Annotated in this window: 12 protein-coding genes and 1 pseudogene; 7 read left to right on the top strand and 6 right to left on the bottom strand. The window is 73.4% G+C overall.

The genetic code is table 11. The features are described from left to right. Positions 1 to 233: 233 nt before the first annotated feature. Both alc and allB read right to left on the bottom strand, forming a co-directional pair. On the bottom strand, positions 234 to 1,349 hold the full coding sequence (gene alc / locus ACSP97_RS28435) for an allantoicase (RefSeq protein WP_435642787.1): 1,116 nt from the start codon (positions 1,347 to 1,349) through the stop codon (positions 234 to 236). Between the two features lie 49 nt (positions 1,350 to 1,398). Beyond that, positions 1,399 to 2,739 carry an allantoinase AllB gene (allB, locus tag ACSP97_RS28430; protein WP_440554902.1) on the bottom strand — a complete coding sequence of 447 codons (1,341 nt, stop codon included), beginning with the start codon at positions 2,737 to 2,739 and terminating at the stop codon, positions 1,399 to 1,401. 270 nt (positions 2,740 to 3,009) lie between these two features. Here allB and ACSP97_RS28425 point away from each other — a divergent pair, with 270 nt between their 5' ends. Further along, positions 3,010 to 3,804, top strand: a complete 795-nt coding sequence (locus tag ACSP97_RS28425; protein WP_355153968.1) for an IclR family transcriptional regulator — start codon at positions 3,010 to 3,012, stop codon at positions 3,802 to 3,804. A 122-nt stretch (positions 3,805 to 3,926) separates the two neighbouring features. Here ACSP97_RS28425 and ACSP97_RS28420 read toward each other — a convergent pair. Further along, positions 3,927 to 4,217, bottom strand: a pseudogene (locus ACSP97_RS28420) (DUF5955 family protein); the annotation flags it as partial. Positions 4,218 to 4,363: 146 nt separating this feature from the next. Between ACSP97_RS28420 and ACSP97_RS28415 the strand changes: the two are divergent. After that, on the top strand, positions 4,364 to 4,981 hold the full coding sequence (locus ACSP97_RS28415) for a nucleotidyltransferase family protein (RefSeq protein WP_355153972.1): 618 nt from the start codon (positions 4,364 to 4,366) through the stop codon (positions 4,979 to 4,981). A 184-nt stretch (positions 4,982 to 5,165) separates the two neighbouring features. Continuing rightward, complete coding sequence (gene aceB, locus ACSP97_RS28410; protein WP_355153974.1) at positions 5,166 to 6,791, top strand: malate synthase A; 1,626 nt, start codon at positions 5,166 to 5,168, stop codon at positions 6,789 to 6,791. 120 nt (positions 6,792 to 6,911) lie between these two features. Here the strand turns inward: aceB and ACSP97_RS28405 are convergent, their stop codons facing one another. Further along, complete coding sequence (locus ACSP97_RS28405; protein WP_440554899.1) at positions 6,912 to 7,826, bottom strand: HipA family kinase; 915 nt, start codon at positions 7,824 to 7,826, stop codon at positions 6,912 to 6,914. Positions 7,827 to 8,331: 505 nt separating this feature from the next. Here ACSP97_RS28405 and ACSP97_RS28400 point away from each other — a divergent pair. Beyond that, entirely contained in the window at positions 8,332 to 9,183 is an 852-nt protein-coding gene (locus ACSP97_RS28400; protein WP_440554897.1) for a CAP domain-containing protein, read from the top strand. A gap of 33 nt (positions 9,184 to 9,216) precedes the next feature. On the opposite strand, the gene ACSP97_RS28395 is transcribed toward ACSP97_RS28400, so the two are convergent. Then, positions 9,217 to 10,725, bottom strand: a complete 1,509-nt coding sequence (locus ACSP97_RS28395; protein ID WP_440554895.1) for an IucA/IucC family protein — start codon at positions 10,723 to 10,725, stop codon at positions 9,217 to 9,219. 143 nt (positions 10,726 to 10,868) lie between these two features. Between ACSP97_RS28395 and ACSP97_RS28390 the strand changes: the two genes are divergently transcribed. Genes ACSP97_RS28390 through ACSP97_RS28380 form a run of 3 tightly spaced genes read left to right on the top strand, consistent with a single transcriptional unit; the run spans position 10,869 to position 14,527 of the window. Continuing rightward, entirely contained in the window at positions 10,869 to 12,461 is a 1,593-nt protein-coding gene (locus ACSP97_RS28390; protein ID WP_440558491.1) for an IucA/IucC family protein, read from the top strand. 9 nt (positions 12,462 to 12,470) lie between these two features. Further along, the gene (locus ACSP97_RS28385; protein ID WP_382012816.1) at positions 12,471 to 13,733 is read left to right on the top strand and encodes a VWA domain-containing protein; all 1,263 of its coding nucleotides are present in this window, start codon (positions 12,471 to 12,473) and stop codon (positions 13,731 to 13,733) included. Then, a complete protein-coding gene (locus ACSP97_RS28380; protein WP_358674810.1) occupies positions 13,733 to 14,527 on the top strand; it encodes a hypothetical protein in 795 nt (264 codons plus the stop codon). Before ACSP97_RS28385 ends, ACSP97_RS28380 begins: the two co-directional genes overlap by 1 nt. Positions 14,528 to 14,664: 137 nt before the next feature. Here the strand turns inward: ACSP97_RS28380 and ACSP97_RS28375 are convergent, their stop codons facing one another. Further along, positions 14,665 to 15,300, bottom strand: a complete 636-nt coding sequence (locus tag ACSP97_RS28375; RefSeq protein WP_358275414.1) for a winged helix-turn-helix transcriptional regulator — start codon at positions 15,298 to 15,300, stop codon at positions 14,665 to 14,667. Between the last annotated feature and the right edge of the window lie 76 nt (positions 15,301 to 15,376).

The raw sequence follows: 15,376 nt of genomic DNA, 5'->3' as shown, positions 1-15,376 counted from the left end.
CCGGGCCGATGGCGGTGGGCCGTGTCCCACGGCGCCGGTGGTCCGGCCGGAAGACGCGTCAGTATTGCACCGCGGGCCGGGTGCCGTCCGGCCCTGGCCGACAGGGCCGTTCGGCCCTGTTCACCCCCTGCCACCAGCTGGTTTCCTGCGGGTACGGCACGCACCGTGGACAGCGCGAGGGGCGGGCCTCCGCCTCCCCGCGGTGCCCGCCCCTCGGTCCGGGTGACGGTCGTTCAGCCACCCAGTTCCTGGTGGCGCGCGGCCAGTCGGGCCGCGCCGGCCTCCGTCGGCGAGCCGTACAGGCGCAGCCGGGAGATGCCGCCGTCGGGGTATATGTCGATGCGGGCGTGGGTGCCCACCGCCGGCTCCGGCAGGACGAACCGGTGGTTGGTGTCGGGCTGGAGGCGGGTGCGGGGCAGGATCTCGCGCCACTCGCCGTCCTCGCCGTCGCGCACCGAGACCGACGCCCAGCCGGCGCTGTTGCCCTTGAGGTACGCGGTGTCGATCTCCAGGGCGCGGATCTGCGACTGGGTGACGAGTCGGTAGCGGATCCAGTCGTTGCCCCGGTCGCGGCGGCGCCGGGTCTCCCAGCCGTCGTCCATCTTGCGGGAGCGGCCGGGCTGGATGGTGTTGGTGGCCGGGGAGTAGAAGAGGTCGGAGGCGTCCTCGACCCGGCCGCCGTTCTCCAGCGCGACGACGTCGAAGGTGCCGAGCGCCGCCAGCCATTCGGGGTCCGGGGCGACGTCGCCGTACACCCGCAGGCGGGCGATGCCGCCGTCGGGGTGCTGGTTGACGCGCACGTGGGTGAAGCGCTGTTCCACGGACACGGCGAAGCCGTTCGCGGCGTGGCCGCCGACGGGCGTGCGCGGCACCAGGGTCGTCCATTTGACGTCCTCGCAGAGCAGCTCCTCGGGCGCGGGCGAGCCCGGGACCGAGGCGGCCTGGACGGAGACGGCCTGCGGGTAGTTGCCGCGGAAGTGCGCGGTGTCCACGATGATGCCGCGGATCACTCCGGGGGCGCCGAGGCGGACGAGGGCCCAGTCGTGGTCCTCGTCGGTGGGCCAGGGGTCCTGCGGGCCGGTGCCGCGGCGGCGGCGGGTCTCCCAGCCGTCCATGATCTTGCCCTTGTGGCCGAAGTGCTCGGGGTCGAACTCGGCGCGCTCGGGCACCAGCAGGTTCTCCCGCTGGGCGAAGAACTCGTCGTTGGCGGCGACGACACCGGCGCCGAGGCGCCGGTCGGCGAGGTTGGCGTGCCGGGTGAAGGGGAAGTCGGCGGTGCGGTAGTCCGCGTACGGGTCACCGCCTCCGTAGGGGTTCGCGTCGCCGGTGAAGCCTGAAGTCGCCGTCACGGTGATCAGTGGTTCCTTTCGGGAGTCGGCCGGGCGGATGCGGTGGTGCTCACCGGGGGCGGTCGAGCAGCGTGCCCTGTGGCGGGGTGAACTCGCCGTCGGCGAAGACGCGCCGTCCGCGCAGCCACGTGGATTTGACCACGCCGTGCAGGGTCCTGCCGGCGTAGGCGGTGACCCGGTTGCGGTGCTGGAGGCCGGCCGGGTCGACGGTGAAGGTCTCGTCGGGCGCGAGGACCGCGAAGTCGGCGTCGCGGCCCGGGGCGATGGCTCCCTTGCGGCCGTCGAGGCCGACGAGGGCGGCGGTGCGCGCGGACATCCAGGTGACCACGTCTTCGAGGGTGTGGCCGCGCCTGCGCGCCTGCGTCCAGACGGCGGAGAGGCTGAGCTGGAGTCCGGAGATGCCGCCCCACGCGGTGGCGAAGTCAGCGGTCTTCAGGTCGGCGGTGGAGGGCGAGTGGTCGGTGACGACGCAGTCGATGGTGCCGTCGGCCAGCGCCTCCCACAGCAGGTCCTGGTTGGCGGCCTCGCGGATGGGCGGGCAGCACTTGAACTCGCTGGCGCCGTCGGGGACCTCCTCGGCGGTGAGGGTGAGGTAGTGCGGGCAGGTCTCCACGGTCAGCCGGACGCCCTCGGCGCGCGCGGCGCGGATCAGCGGCAGGGCGTCGCCGGAGGACAGGTGCAGCACGTGCACCCGGGCGTCGAGCCGGCGGGCCTGTGCGACCAGGGCGGCGATGGCGGTGTCCTCGGCGTCGCGTGGGCGGGAGGCGAGGAAGTCGGCGTAGCGCGGGCCGCCGTGCTGCGGGGCGGCGGCGAGGTGGTGCGGGTCCTCGGCGTGCACGATGAGCAGGCCGTCGAAGCCGGCGATCTCCGCGAGGGAGACGGCGAGTCGCTCCTGGTCGAGGTGCGGGAACTCGTCCACGCCGGACGGGGAGAGGAAGGCCTTGAAGCCGAACACGCCGGCCTCGTGCAGGGGCCGCAGGTCCTTGACGTTGTCCGGCAGGGCGCCGCCCCAGAAGCCGACGTCGATGTGCGCCTTGTCCCGGGCCACGTCCCGCTTGATCCGCAGGTGTTCCACGGTAGTGGTCGGCGGGAGGGAGTTGAGCGGCATGTCGATCAGGGTGGTGATGCCGCCGGCCGCCGCGGCCCGGGTGGCGGTCCAGAAGCCCTCCCACTCGGTGCGGCCCGGGTCGTTGACGTGTACGTGGGTGTCGATCAGGCCGGGCAGCAGCACGTGGTCGCCGACGTCCTCGACGCGCGCGCCGGCCGGGACCTCGGCGTCGTACGGCAGTACGGCCGTGATCGTCCCCGCGGAGACAGTGACCGTGGCGGCCCGCGTCCCTTCCGGGGTGATGACGCGCGTCGAGCGCAGCGCCAGTTCAGCGTCGGACACCCGAACCCCTCTCTGTACCGCCGTCTCGCACCAGGAAACAGGATGTACAGCCATGAAACGGATTTCAACGTTCTGTTGAAGGAGTCTTCACTCCCCCTCTCGAGCCGTCAAGAGGCACATGGACGACAGCGGGCAGGAGCAGGCCGTACTAGACGTTTCCACAACGCGGAATTACAATTCCAGTAAGCAGAATGTAGCTACGCACAAGCGGGGAGTCAATCGTCCGCCGGGTAGGCTGCTGCCCTCCGTCCGCCCCGAAAGGAACGCGCCGTGCCGACGTCCAGCGCCAGCACCCCCGACTCCGCCAAGTCCGCCGGCGGTGGCGGGGTCCAGTCCCTCGAGCGCGCCTTCGACCTGCTGGAACGGATGGCGGACGCGGGTGGCGAGGTCGGCCTCAGCGAACTGTCCGCGACCAGCGGACTGCCGCTGCCCACCATTCACCGGCTGATGCGCACACTGGTGGCCTGCGGCTATGTGCGCCAGCAGCCCAACCGGCGCTATGCGCTCGGCCCCCGGCTGATCCGCCTGGGCGAGTCCGCCTCCCGGCTGCTCGGCACCTGGGCCCGGCCGTACCTGGCCCGTCTGGTGGAGGAGACCGGCGAGACGGCGAACATGGCACTGCTGGACGGCGACGAGGTCGTGTACGTGGCCCAGGTGCCGTCCAAGCACTCGATGCGGATGTTCACCGAGGTGGGCCGGCGGGTGCTGCCGCACTCGACCGGGGTGGGCAAGGCGCTGCTGTCCGCGGTGCCGGACGACGAGGTGCGGGCGCTGCTGACCCGGACGGGGATGCCCGCGGCGACGGACAAGACCATCACCACACCGGAGGAGTACCTCAGCGCACTGGCGGAGGTGCGCCGGCAGGGATACGCCGTGGACGACAACGAGCAGGAGATCGGCGTGCGGTGCCTCGCGGTCTGCGTGCCGGAGTCCCCGACGGCCGCGGCGATCTCCATCTCCGGGCCGGCCGGGCGGGTCACCGAGGCGGCGACGGAGAAGATCGTGCCGGTGTTGCAGCAGGTGGCCGTGGAGCTGTCCCAGGCCCTGGCGAGTTCGGGCGCGTGAGGCCCGCGGTTCCGGGGGCGCTACCGGGGGACGTCGGAGGACCGGCCGGCGGCCGCGGGCCCGTGACGATCGTCCGGGCGGCTCGCCGCACCCCCGGGCGGGGATCCCTCTCCCGGGTACGCCGGCTGCCCGAACAGATCCACCGCGTCCCTGACCTCCCGTAAGGGGCGGGCCAGGGCGCTCATCGACCCGATGGCACCCGCCACGAGCAGCAGGGAGCCGCGCAGGCGGGGTATCTCCGGGGAACCGTCCGCGGCCATCGCGGCGAGCGCGGCCAGTTCCTCCTCGGCTATCGCCCGGTCGGGGAAGTCCGCGCGCAGCGCGGCCAGTTCGCGGCGCAGGCGGGCCACCGCCCCCCGCAGTCCGATCACTCTCGGATCCTCGTCGCTGCCGGTCACCGGCCTCTGCCCCAAGCTCCGCAAAGCAGCCCTCCCCAGGCATGCCACGCCGTCGTGCGCGGGCCAGTAAACGCCACCAGACCTGGAGAGCGCCACAGGGCGTACCGAAATTCAGCCCCCGGACACCGGCCGGCCGGTCCGCCGTCGGGTATGCAGGACCCATGACGGACATCCAGGACCACAGGGAGCGGGCCGGGGAGGTCGCCGGGCTGCTGCTGGCCGCGGGGGGCGGCCGGCGGCTCGGCGGACGGCCCAAGGCACTGCTGGAGCACCGGGGTCGCCCGCTGGTCGAGCACGCGGCGGGGTTGCTGCGGGCGGCCGGACTGGGGCGGATCCACATCGTGCTGGGCGCGCGGGCGCCGGAGGTCCGCGAGCGGGCCGCCCTCGACGGCTGCGTGCTGGTGGACAACCCGGACTGGGCCGAGGGCATGGGCTCCTCGCTGCGCGCGGGACTGGCCTCGCTCGCCCGGACGGACGCACGGGCGGCCCTGGTCTGCCTGGTCGACCAGCCGGGCATCACCCCGGCCGCGGTGGCGCGGGTGCTGGGGGCGTACGAGGACGGGAACTCGCTGGTCTCCGCCGCCTACGACGGGGTGCGCGGGCACCCGGTGCTGTTCGGCGCGGCGCACTGGGCGGGGATCGCCGCGGCCGCCACCGGGGACCAGGGGGCCCGCGCCTATCTGAAGACCCGCGCGGACGCCGTCCGGCTGGTGGAGTGCGCGGACGTGGCGGAGCCGTACGACATCGACACCGAGGCCGATCTGAGCCACCTTGAGTGAGCGGGGTGGCACCGAGCGCCACCTTGCCTCGACCCAGAGATTCTCGACATCAACAGACCATTGAAGTTCCACGATGAGGAAACTAGTATCCACTGCTCAGAAGCACTCGGCCGCACAACGGGTGCGATTCGTCCTGTTCGTGCCCTTGGGCACGTGGTGCCACCGCTGAAGGAAGTGACAGCTCATGTCCGCACCAGCGCCGTCCCCGCTGGCCATCGTCGACGCCGAGCCCCTGCCCCGGCAGGAAGAGGTCCTCACGGACGCGGCGCTCGCCTTCGTGGCGGAGCTGCACCGGCGGTTCACCCCGCGCCGTGACGAACTCCTGGCCCGCCGGGCCGAGCGCCGCGCCGAGATCGCCCGCACCTCCACGCTCGACTTCCTGCCCGAGACGGCCGCGATCCGCGCGGACGACTCCTGGAAGGTCGCCCCGGCCCCGGCCGCGCTGAACGACCGGCGCGTCGAGATCACCGGCCCCACCGACCGCAAGATGACCATCAACGCGCTCAACTCGGGCGCGAAGGTCTGGCTCGCCGACTTCGAGGACGCCTCGGCGCCCACCTGGGAGAACGTCGTCCTCGGCCAGCTGAACCTGATCGACGCCTACACCCGCTCCATCGACTTCACCGACCCCCGGTCCGGGAAGTCGTACGCGCTGCGGCCGGCCGAGGAGCTGGCGACCGTGGTCGTGCGCCCGCGCGGCTGGCACCTGGACGAGCGGCACCTCGCCGACGCCGACGGCCGCCAGGTCCCCGGCGCCCTCGTGGACTTCGGCCTGTACTTCTTCCACAACGCGCAACGGCTGTTGGACCTCGGCAAGGGCCCGTACTTCTACCTGCCGAAGACGGAGTCGCACCTGGAGGCGCGGCTGTGGAACGACGTGTTCGTGTTCGCGCAGGACTACCTGGGCGTCCCGCAGGGCACCGTCCGCGCCACCGTGCTGATCGAGACCATCACGGCCGCGTACGAGATGGAGGAGATCCTCTACGAACTGCGCGACCACGCCTCCGGGTTGAACGCGGGACGCTGGGACTACCTGTTCTCCATCGTGAAGAACTTCCGTGACGGCGGCGCCAGGTTCGTGCTGCCGGACCGCAACGCCGTCACGATGACGGCCCCGTTCATGCGGGCGTACACCGAACTCCTCGTGCGCACCTGCCACAAGCGCGGCGCGCACGCGATCGGCGGCATGGCGGCGTTCATCCCCTCCCGCCGGGACGCGGAGGTCAACAAGGTCGCCTTCGAGAAGGTCCGCGCCGACAAGGACCGTGAGGCGAACGACGGTTTCGACGGCTCCTGGGTCGCCCACCCCGACCTGGTGCCGATCGCCATGGAGTCCTTCGACCGGGTCCTCGGCGACAAGCCCCACCAGAAGGACCGGCTGCGCGAGGACGTGCACGTCGAGGCCGCGGACCTGATCGCCATCGACTCGCTGGACGCGAAGCCGACGTACGCGGGGCTGGTCAACGCCGTGCAGGTCGGCATCCGTTACATCGAGGCATGGCTGCGCGGGCTGGGCGCGGTCGCCATCTTCAACCTGATGGAGGACGCGGCCACCGCCGAGATCTCCCGCTCCCAGATCTGGCAGTGGATCAACGCGGGCGTCGAGTTCGAGAACGGCGAGAAGGCGACGCCCGAGCTGGCCCGCAAGGTCGCCGCCGAGGAACTCGACCACATCCGCGAGGAGGTCGGCGAGGAGGCCTTCCGCGCCGGGCACTGGCAGGAGGCGCACGACCTGCTGCTGAAGGTGTCCCTGGACGAGGACTACGCCGACTTCCTCACGCTGCCGGCGTACGAGCAGCTCAAGGGCTGACCCGTAGGGGTGCCCCCGGGGATCGTCCCGGGGGTACCCCGCCCGTCTTCCCCATGGGGATCCCCCCGGGGCGCCCCCGCGTTCACCGGGCATCCGCGCGTCTCCCCCAGGGGCTTTCCCTTAGCGCAGGTGGACCGCGCCGTCGTGTTCCACGGCAGGTTTGCCGTGCAGATCGGGGACCTGCTTCAGCCAGTCCGGGCGGCCCGCCTGGGTCCGCGCCGCTCGGGCCGCCTCCTCGGCCGCCAGCTGCTCGCGGCTCGGGAAGTCGGTGGGCAGCCACTCGGCCGACAGCCGGACCCGGGCCAGGAGGTAGTCCGCATAGGCGTCCCGGACGTCGTCGGGGCCGGCGAACCCGGCGTCCTCGGCCAGCCAGGCGTCCGGCACCTGCGCGACGATCGACCGCAGCAGTTCCCCGGTGACGCGCGGGGCGAGTTCGGCGTCGGCGGCGCGGACGTCGGGGCCGTAGTGGCCGAGGGCGTGGTGGCGGAAGTCGTACCGCTTGCCCGGGGTCGTGGTGTCCCAGCGGTGGTGGAAGACCAGGGCGGCGCCGTGGTCGATGAGCCACAGCCGCGGCGGCACGGTGCCGAGCGTGGGCCAGACCATCAGGTTGGAGCTGTGCACGGTGCGGTCGACGTTGACGGTCAGCGCGTCCAGCCACACGATGCGGCCGGCCTCCAGCGGGTCCACCGGGAAGGTGCGGGCGACCTCCGGGGTGAAGTCGCGGGCGCCGGGCAGGTAGTCCATGCCGAGGTTGACGCCCGCGCTCGCGCTGTGCAGATTGCGCACCTCCTGGTGCGGCTCGGAGTCGGCGACGGCCGGGTCGAAGTGCACGAGCACCAGCTCCGGGAAGCGCAGTCCGAGTGCCCGCGCGAGCTCGCCGACGATCACCTCCGCGACCAGCGCCTTGTGTCCCTGCGCGGACGCGGTGAACTTCACGACGTACGTCCCGAGATCGTCTCCCTCGACGATCCCGGGGACCGAACCACCGGAATGCAGGGGCTCGATGTAGCGGGTCGCGGTGACCTCTCTCAGCATTTCCCAAGGCCCCACGGCTTGTTTGCTTTGTATTCCACGGCTCGCTCCCACGGGCTGCAATCCAGGGCAACCAAGTGAGCATAGTAACCAGGGCGGCTTCGCCGCACTCCAGGGGCGCCGTGGAGCGCCACCGGCCCCGGTCGGCGAAGGACGAGGAGGGGCCCGGAGTGACATCCGTCACGGATCCTGCGACCACTAATCGGGCCGCTTAGTAGACGGCCCGTCGGCGACATATGGGATTTGTCCGTCTTGACCATGGGGCGGTGCGCCTCCCGGAGCATGGATCTCCCGGAGCCGGGTGCCGTCTCCTCCTCGCTTGCTGAACCGCTGTTCTGACGGTGCGCCGGGTGCCAGGCGAACATCGCGTTCGCGAAGTCAGCACTTCCCGGTCCGCCTGGCAAGAGCCCCTCGCCGCTACGAGTCGGGGTAGTAGCGGCGCCCTTTGCGGTCCTTGTGAGGCCGTGTCGAGACTGGGCGCTCGGCGATCACCGAGCGAGGTTCTTCTATGGGCAAGCACCGTAAGACGCAGTATTTCCGGCGAATGGTCATCGGCGCCGTCGCGGTCGGCGCGGTGGGTGTGCCGTCCGTCGCCCTGGCCTGTTCCGACTGGCCGTCCGGCACGGCGGACCCGGCCACCACCGCCGCCCCCGCGGCCCTGGCGAACACGCCGGTGCAAACAGGCACCCCCACGCCGACGGCCACGCCCGCTCCGGCAGGCATACCGGAGGGGGCGGGCATACCCCGGCAGCGGGCACACCACGCCCACCACCGGAGCGGCGCCGCCGCGGCGCCCGCGTCCCGCACCGCCGCCGTGCACCCCGGGTCCGCGCACCGGACCGCGGCCGCCCAGCCGGTACAGACGGCCGTCGCCACCGCCGCCGCGGTCACCCCGACGCCCGCCGACCCCGCCACGACCACCCCGGCGCCCGCCGCCCCCACCGCGTCCGCGACCGCCCCTTCGGGTGCCGCCGACACCGCGTCCGGTGTGACCGCGCGCATCGTGCAGCTGGTCAACTCCGAACGCGCGCAGGCCGGTTGCCAGCCGCTGACGCTCAACCCGCAGCTGACCGAGGCCGCGCAGCAGCACAGCGCGGACATGGCGGCCCACCAGAACATGTCGCACACCGGCTCCGACGGCTCCGACCCGGGCACCCGCATCACGCGGGCCGGGTACAGCTGGAGCGCGTACGGCGAGAACGTCGCCTACGGCTACGCCACCGCCGACGAGGTCATGGCGGGCTGGATGAACAGCCCCGGCCACCGGGCGAACATCCTCAACTGCGGCTTCCGGGAGATCGGCGTCGGGCTCGCACAGCCCGGCAGCTACTGGACCCAGGACTTCGGCACCGGCCGCTGACCACCGGCGCCGCCCACCGGCGGCGGCCGTCGCTCAGCGGCCGTCGGCCAGCGGGTTCGGCAGCGGCAGGTACCGCGCGTCCGCGCCGTCCGCGCCGGTCCACCGCAGCAGCAGATTGGTCTTGCCGGGCAGAGCGGGCGAGGCGAGCAGGGCGGGGATCTCGGGCAGGTCGTGCCGGGCGAATTCGCGGCGGGCGGCGGGCCAGGGGTCGTAGCCGGGCCGGTGCTCGGCCAGGGCACCGGCGATCTCCATGAGGTGGTTGACGACCAGGCAGTAGACCAGCCGCTGCCAGCCGGCGGCGCGGGTCACGTCCGGGAGCAGCTTGACCCCCTCGGCGTCGCGGAACAGCGCCTGCACGGGCGTACCGGAGGCGTCCACGGCGACGAGGGTGTTCTGCAGGTGCGCCTCCAGGACGACCCCGTGTTCGCCGAACGCGGTCAGGGCGGGCGGCACGACCTGCCGCAGATACGCCTCCCACCAGGCCGCCGGGTCGGCAGCGGCGGCGAGCGGGCTGCCGTCGAAGCCCTCGGCCAGCCCCGCGGCGAGCAACGGCACGGCGCCCGGCAGCAGATGGCCGCGCACCCCGTCGCGGACCACCACGGCCAGTTCCTCGTACGCGAAGGACGCCGTGCGGTGACCGCGGTCGGCGAGCCACGCGGCGGGCCCGCCCATCGCGGCGAAGGCGTGCCCGACGGCGGTGTCGCTGCGGCGCAGCCGGTGCAGGTCATGGCGCCACAGGCGGCGGATGTCGTTGGTGATGCGGACGTCCAGGCTGAACTTCAGGAACAGGTCGCGCCGGGGCTCGTAGACCGTGCGGACCGCCGCCGTCGGCCAGGCGGTGAAGGCGGTGGGGCCGAGCCGGAGCAGCCGGCCGTCGGCGAAGGCGGGGGCGAGGGTGTCGGCGACCAGGTCGAGCTGCCAGGGGTGGGCGGGCAGCAGCCGGTAGCCGGGCGGGGCGGCGCCGAGGGCGTCCAGGGCGCTGGTGTCGCCCTCCTCGGCGATCTGGTCCTCGCGGACGGCCAGCAGCACCAGCGGGAACCGGGCGTGCGCCTCGGGGGCGTACGGCAGCCAGGAGGTGACCGGGCCGCCGCCGCGCGCCTTGGGCGCCGGGTGGTACGGATGGCCGGTGACGAGGGACTGCTCGGAGCGCAGATAGGGGTCCGCCGGCGGGGTCGCGCCGGCGCGGGCGGCGAGCAGGGCCGCGACCGCTTCCCGGCTGTCGATCATCTCGGCCGGCAGGTCGCCGCCCGCCGACCCAGTGTGCCGGCGCAGTTCCTCGGCGACGAGCTTCACCAGCTCGGGATGGCCGATGCGGTGCCAGCCGCCCGAAGTCCGCACCTCCGGATCGGCGGGGCGCCGGCCGGGGCGCACCCGCAGCAGCCGCCCGGTGCCGGGCAGCCGGTACGTCGGCGGCTCACCGGAGCGGCCGGGCAGCGGCTCGGCCACTTCCCGGATCAGGCAGTTGAGCAGGGGGGCGGCCGCGTACGCGTCGGCGCGCCGGCCGACGGCGGCTGCGGGGGGATTGGGGTCCACGCGGTCCATTCGTTCTTCGGTGGGGGGTGGTCTCGGGCGTCCCGGGCGGGTGCCGGGGCGTTTTCGGGGGGCCGGGGGCGATCAGTATGGCTTCGTCCCCGACCATGGTGTCGTGGTCCGTCCTGACCATGGTGCCGTTGTCCGTACCGACCATGGTGCCCTGTGCCGCCGCGACCGAGGAGCCGACCGTGTCCCACTCCCCCACCGCCGAGGCCGAGGTCGCGGCGGAGCTGGCCGCACTGCGGCCCGGGCTGCTGCCCCGGTACGAGGCGGAGCTGCCGGGTGCCCGCGCGGCCGTGCTGACCCGGCTGTGGCGGGGGTTCGCGCACGAACCGCTGCCCTGGATCACGGGCCGGACGCACGGGAGGCACGGCCTGGCCCTGCGGCTGGCCGACGGCCGGAGGCTGCACGGTCCGCACGCGGACCCGTACGCCACCGGTGCCCACGTCACGGCCGTACGGCTGGGCACGCGGCGGTACGACGACCCGGCTCGCCTCATGGGCGCCCTCGCGGCCGGCGGCGGCTGGGGGCCCGGGGCCGCCGGTTTCGCGGCGGAGCTGGGGCACAGCGTGGCCTCGCTGGCGCTGTCCCGGGCCGGTGCGGATCACCCGAAGGAGTGGCCGGTGGGGGACTTCCCGGCCGAGGGCCCCGAGCGGGACTGGGAGTGGGAGCAGCGGGTGGTCGACGGGCATCCGTTCCATCCCAACTGCCGTTCCCGGCCCGGGTTCTCGGTGGCGGAGCAGCTGGCCTACGGCCCGGAGCACCGCCCGGTGGTGCGGCTCGGCACGGTGTCCGTGCCCGCCGACGAGGCCCTGCTGACCGGCCGGTGGCCGGACGAACTGCGCGATGGCCGACGGCTGTTGGTGCCGGTGCACCCGTGGCAGGCGGCGCATGTGCTGGAGCGGCCGTACGAGCAGTGGCGGCCCGCGCATCCGCTGATGTCCCTGCGGACGCTGGCCCTCGACGACGGCCCGCATGTGAAGACGGCGTTGAGCGCCCGGCTGACCTCCTCGGTGCGGGACATCTCCCCGTACTCGGTCGAGGCGGCGGCCACGCTGTCCGCGTTCGCGGAGGAACTGGCGGGCCGCACCGGCGGATCGCTGCACATCACCCGCACCCTGGGCGCCGTCGCCGCCGGGTCCGCCGAACTGGCCGCGCTGCTGCGGGAGTCGCCCGAGCGGTACGCGCTGCCCGGTGAGCGGGTCCTGCCGGTGGCCGCGCTGGCCACCACCGCGCTGCCACGGGACCCCGCCTGGCTGGCCGGGTTCGTCCGGCTGGCGCTCACCGTCGGACTGCGCCTGCTGGACCTCGGGGTGGCCCTGGAGGCGCACGGCCAGAACCTCCTGGTGGTGCTGGCGGCCGACGGCAGCCCGCGGCGGCTGGTCTACCGCGATCTGGCCGACATCCGGATCAGCCCCGCCCGGCTCGCCCGGCACGGCATCGCGCCGCCCGCCCTCTCCGGCCGGCTGATCGACGACGACGAAACCGCCCTGCGGCGCAAGCTGTTCGGCTCCCTGGTGGCGGGCTCCCTGGCCGCCGTGGCGGGTTCGGGCCCGGCACTCGGGGCGGCGCTGGCGGCCGTCGTACCGGACCTTCCGGACACGTCCGATCTCGCGGCCCTGCGCCACGGACCGGTACCCGCCAAGGCGTTGACGCTGATGCGGCTGTCCCCGCACACGCCCGGCGACCAGTGGACCGCCCTGCCCCACCCGCTCGTTTTGGAGCCCGGCACGGTTGATCAATAGGATCCGTCGATGATCAGAAGACAACGGCTGGCGGCGGGAGTGTGCGCTCTGCTCGCCGCCCTGACGGCCGGGCTCGCGTTCCCGACCGCGGCGGCCGCCGACGAGACGGAGCAGGCCGCTCCGAAGGTCGAACTGGTGCTGGACGTCAGCGGATCCATGCGGACCCGGGACATCGACGGCGGTACCCGGATGGCGGCGGCGAAGCAGGCGTTCGACGACGTCCTCGACGCGACCCCGCAGGACGTCGAGCTCGGCATCCGCACCCTCGGCGCCAACTACCACGGAAACGACCGCCAGGAGGGCTGCAAGGACACCGCGCAGCTGTACCCGGTCGGCCCGCTGAACCGGACCGACGCCAAGACGGCGGTGGCGACGCTGGTGCCGACCGGCTGGACGCCGATCGGGCCCGCGCTGCTGAAGGCCGCGGGCGACCTCGACGGGGGCGACGGCACCCGCCGTATCGTGCTGATCAGCGATGGCGAGGACACCTGTCAGCCGCTGGACCCGTGCGAGGTGGCCCGGGAGATAGCCGCCAAGGGCATCGGCCTGACCATCGACACCCTCGGCCTGGTGCCGGACGCCAAGACCCGGGACCAGCTCAGCTGCATCGCCGACGCGACCGGCGGCACGTACACCTCCGTGCAGCACAAGGAGGAACTGACCGACCGCGTGGGGCAGTTGGTGCACCGGGCGGCCGATCCGGTGGTGACGCCGGTGGCCACCTCGGGCGCGGCGCGGTGCGAGCAGGCGCCGACGCTGAAGTCCGGTCTGTACACGGACCGTGTGGAGTTCGGGCAGCAGCGCTGGTACCGGGTCGACGTCGACCCGGGCAAGGAGCTGCGCGCCTCGGTGAGCGTGGCGGACGACCGGGCCGTGAACCCCTCCTACGGGGTGCTGCTGCGGGCGGTGACCCTGAAGGGCCGGGAGATCGTCCGCGGCGAGGCGGCCGGTACCGGGCGCACCGATGTGATCTCCACCGGTCTGCGCTACCCGAAGGCCGCGAGCGACGACGACAACGCGCCCGCGGAGACGGTGTGCCTGGAGGTCACCCACTCCTTCTCGGCGCCCGTGGGCGTGAAGAGCACGCCGGGTCTGCCGCTGGAGCTGACCGTGGACGTGGTGGACGGCCCGGCCAAGGCCCATGACGTGGCCGCGTTCGGTCTCGGGCGCGGCTGGTGGCTGCTGGGCACGCTCGTGGTGATCGGCTTCGTCGCGGGTCTGCTGTGGGGCTGGCTGTCGCGCTGGCGGGTCGCGATCTGGAGGACGAACTGATGCGCATCGGACATGTGCTGGGCGCCGCGCTGCTGGCGCTCGGGCTGGCCGCGGGGCCGGCCGCCGCGGACTCCTCGCCCTCCCCCAGCGCCTCCGACGGCTCCGGCGGCGGTGCGCCCACGCAGGCGGGCACGTCGTTCCGTACGGCGACGGAGATCCAGCAGGGGCAGCAGGCCACGGCGTCCGGGTCCACCGGTGACTACCTGTACTGGTCGTTCCCGGCCGACACCGGGCAGCGGCCCACGGTCAGGGCGAGCGTGAAGCTGCCGCAGTCGCACGGGTCGCAGACCTGGCAGCTCGATGTGTACGACGGGCTGCGGCGCCGGCAGTCCTGCCAGTACGGCGCGTCTTCCCGGACCGCCGAACCGGGCACTTCCTCGGTCGAGTTGGCCTGTGTGATGCGGACCGTGCGCGGCTGGGCCGAGCCGTGGGCCAACGACCCGCTGCCGGGCACGTACTACGTCCGGCTGACGGTTGTGGACCTCGGTGCCGCGGATCTCGGGCAGCCGGTGAACGCCGAGGTGCGCGTGGACTCCAAGGACATCGGGGGCGCGGCGGCGGTCGACGGCTCTCTCGGCAAGCCGCTCGTGCCCGGTATCGCCGTCAAGTCCGAAGCGCAGGACGACGGTTCGCGGCACCCGGTGCTGTCCAGCTTCGGCTCCAAGGACGGCTGGTCCTCGGGCTGGTGGTCCGACCGCTGGGTCTGGACGGCGATCGGCGGGGTGCTCGCCGCGCTGGCCGGCGTCGGCGGGTACGCGCTGACGCGGGGCTCGGGACGACCGCGCAACCTGTGACACGCCGTTGAGAAGGCCCGCCACGTCATCGTGGCGGGCCTTCTCCCGTTCGGCCGGCACCTCCCCCCCTTCGCCGGCGCGTCTTTCTCTTTCACCGCGCGCGGCGTGCCCGGCCCGCTCGCCCCGCTCGCCCCGCTTCACGCCTCGCGCAGCGCCTTGGCGATGGCCCCCTCCCCCGTCACCGTGACCCGTCCCGCGCGCACGGCGTCCGCGAGCGACAGGCGCCCCTGTGCGACGGCCTCGCAGGTCGCCGTGTCGAAGGTGAGGCGGGCGTCCGGATCGCGGGGCGCGGGGCCGTCGCCGTACACCGGGCCGTCCGCCCCGGCCTCCGCGCCCGCCCGCACATGGAAGTCGCCCGCCTCCAGGTGGACTTCGACCAGGCCCTCGCCCTCCAGTGCGCGGAGCAGGGGCAGGGCGAACCAGTGGGCGCGGACCGCGTCGGTGGGGCGGCGGGCGCCGAGTTCGGGTTCGCCCCAGGCGCCCAGTGCCTGGAGGACGGGGAGCAACGCGCTTCCCCGCGCGGTCAGTTCGTAGACCGTGGCCGCGCCGGGCGGGGGCAGTCGGCGGCGCGTGGCGAGGCCGTCGCGCTCCATGTCCTTGAGGCGGGAGGCGAGGACGTCCGTGCTCACGCCGGGCAGATCCGCGTGCAGGTCCGTGTAGCGGCGGGGGCCGGCGAGCAACTCCCGGACGATCAGCAGGGTCCAGCGGTCGCCGACGAGGTCGAGCGCGCGGGCTGCGGAGCAGTACTGGTCGTAGCTTCGGCGAGGTGGCATGCGATGCAGTCTAGACACGTTGTTGGACTTTCCAAGCTCCCACTTGGTAAAACCAAGTAACACGAGTTCCCGGAGG

The organism is Streptomyces sp. SCPE 10, from assembly GCF_051980735.1.
In the GTDB taxonomy this organism is placed as follows: Bacteria; Actinomycetota; Actinomycetes; order Streptomycetales; family Streptomycetaceae; genus Streptomyces; species Streptomyces misionensis.
This window is presented reverse-complemented; position numbering and strand designations above follow the sequence as displayed.

What these genes read in the sequence shown, in the direction of transcription:
- ACSP97_RS28415 (WP_355153972.1), top strand. Translation starts at nt 4,364, where the DNA reads ATGACGGACATCCAGGACCACAGGGAGCGGGCCGGGGAGGTCGCCGGG.
- aceB (WP_355153974.1), top strand. Translation starts at nt 5,166, where the DNA reads ATGTCCGCACCAGCGCCGTCCCCGCTGGCCATCGTCGACGCCGAGCCC.
- ACSP97_RS28405 (WP_440554899.1), bottom strand. Translation starts at nt 7,826, where the DNA reads ATGCTGAGAGAGGTCACCGCGACCCGCTACATCGAGCCCCTGCATTCC.
- ACSP97_RS28400 (WP_440554897.1), top strand. Translation starts at nt 8,332, where the DNA reads ATGGGCAAGCACCGTAAGACGCAGTATTTCCGGCGAATGGTCATCGGC.
- ACSP97_RS28395 (WP_440554895.1), bottom strand. Translation starts at nt 10,725, where the DNA reads ATGGACCGCGTGGACCCCAATCCCCCCGCAGCCGCCGTCGGCCGGCGC.
- ACSP97_RS28390 (WP_440558491.1), top strand. Translation starts at nt 10,869, where the DNA reads ATGGTGCCCTGTGCCGCCGCGACCGAGGAGCCGACCGTGTCCCACTCC.
- ACSP97_RS28385 (WP_382012816.1), top strand. Translation starts at nt 12,471, where the DNA reads ATGATCAGAAGACAACGGCTGGCGGCGGGAGTGTGCGCTCTGCTCGCC.
- ACSP97_RS28380 (WP_358674810.1), top strand. Translation starts at nt 13,733, where the DNA reads ATGCGCATCGGACATGTGCTGGGCGCCGCGCTGCTGGCGCTCGGGCTG.
- ACSP97_RS28375 (WP_358275414.1), bottom strand. Translation starts at nt 15,300, where the DNA reads ATGCCACCTCGCCGAAGCTACGACCAGTACTGCTCCGCAGCCCGCGCG.